Genomic DNA, 1,598 nt, shown 5'->3' on the forward strand with positions numbered 1-1,598 from the left:
ATCGCCCGGCCCCACGCCCACGGCGCGCAGCGCGCAGCCCAAGGCATAGCCACCCGAGGCCACCGCAAGGCAATAAGGCGCACCGGTCAATCCAGCGAATTCCTCCTCCAGCAGCGCCACTTCGCCCGGCTCTCCGGGCAGCGTGTTGTAGCGATGCAGGCGACCCGAGCGCATCACCTCGACGGCGCGTTCGATCGCGTCTTCGGGGATCGGCTCCTGCTGGGTGAAATTGCCTTTGAAGACCTCGGACATCGCTCAGACCTTTCTTGCACGGATAAACAGCGCCAATGCCGCCAACAGGATCACGGAGGCCACGTAAAAGGCCATGTCCGGCGTGCGGATCGGAGCGTTCTCGGCGAGGAATATCCCGAAGACTTGGGTGAAGAACAAGGTGCCCGCCAGCATTGCGAGGTTCATCAGCGCGGATATGCCACCCTGCAGCGCGCCCTGCGCATCCTCGGGCACCGCGTTGGACATCAGCGAGGCGATCATCGGATGCACCAGCCCCTCGATCCCGGTGATCAAGAGGACGATCAGGACCATTGCAAGCGAGGTCGACAGACCCAGTGCGATGGTCATGCCGATCCCGACAATCAGCCCGATCACCACCACCCTCGCCTCGCCCAAACGAGACGCGAGCGGACCGGCCAGCCCGCCCTGAAAGATCGCCGCGACAACGCCATAGCCTGCAAGCGTCAGCCCCACCGTCCCCTCGGACCAGCCGAATTTCGCCATCCCCCAATAGGGCCAGATCGCGGGATAGACGGCGGAGGCGAACAGATAGACGCCAAGGGCGGTGCCCATTGGCAGCACGCCCGGATACCGCGCGAAGACTTTCAACGTTCCCAGCGGGTTGCAAGCGCGCCAGTTCACCGGACGGCGCAGGCCCTGGGGCAGGCTTTCGGGCAGCACGATCAGCCCGTAGATCAGGTTCAGCCCCGAGAGTGCAGCAGCCACGAAGAAGGGAATGCGGGGGCCAAGCTCGCCGAGAAACCCGCCAAGCGCGGGCCCTGCGATGAAGCCGAAGCCGAAGGCCGCGCCGATCAGACCGAAGGCGCGGGCACGCTCGGCCGGTGGGGTGATGTCGGCGAGATAGGCGTTCGCGATGACGTAGGACGCGCCGCAGATGCCCGCGACGATCCGGCCCACGAAGAGCCAGAGCAGCGTCGGCGCGAAGGCGTGAAACAGGTAATCGACGCCCAAGCCCCCGATCGCGAGCAGCAAAAGCGGGCGCCGTCCGAACCGGTCCGAGAGGTTGCCCATCAGCGGCGCGAACAGGAACTGGGCGAGACTGAAGGCCGCGAACATCCAGCCGCCGATCCGGCTCGCCTGCGCCAGATCGACGTGGCCGACATCCGCGATCAGCGAGGGCAGCACCGGGATGATCAGGCCGAACCCCACCATGTCGAGGAACACCGCGATCAGAACGAAGGCGGTGGCGTGAAAGCGCGAAGGACCGATGGGGGCTGCGGTCATGGCCGTCGGCGGCCGCGTCTGAGGGGTGGTTCGGGGCGGCACGGCCCCGCCGAGGCGCTCACCCGAGCATCCGCGCGGCCAGCGCGGGCAGATCGTCGAAATGATCGAGCAGCGCCTCGGGG

At 66.6% G+C, this 1,598-nt stretch carries 2 protein-coding genes; both read right to left on the reverse strand.

Annotated features, from left to right (window positions below; genetic code table 11):
* The coding region (locus B3D39_RS10100) for a DegT/DnrJ/EryC1/StrS family aminotransferase (RefSeq protein WP_286789649.1) at positions 1 to 252 on the reverse strand (252 nt) is incomplete at its 3' end.
* Between the two features lie 3 nt (positions 253 to 255).
* Positions 256 to 1,476 (reverse strand): TCR/Tet family MFS transporter, encoded by a 1,221-nt coding sequence (locus B3D39_RS10105; RefSeq protein WP_274963545.1) that lies wholly within the window; start codon positions 1,474 to 1,476, stop codon positions 256 to 258.
* Between the last annotated feature and the right edge of the window lie 122 nt (positions 1,477 to 1,598).

The organism is Thioclava sp. UBA3469 (assembly GCF_002378135.1).
GTDB classification, from domain to species: domain Bacteria; phylum Pseudomonadota; class Alphaproteobacteria; order Rhodobacterales; family Rhodobacteraceae; genus Thioclava; species Thioclava sediminum.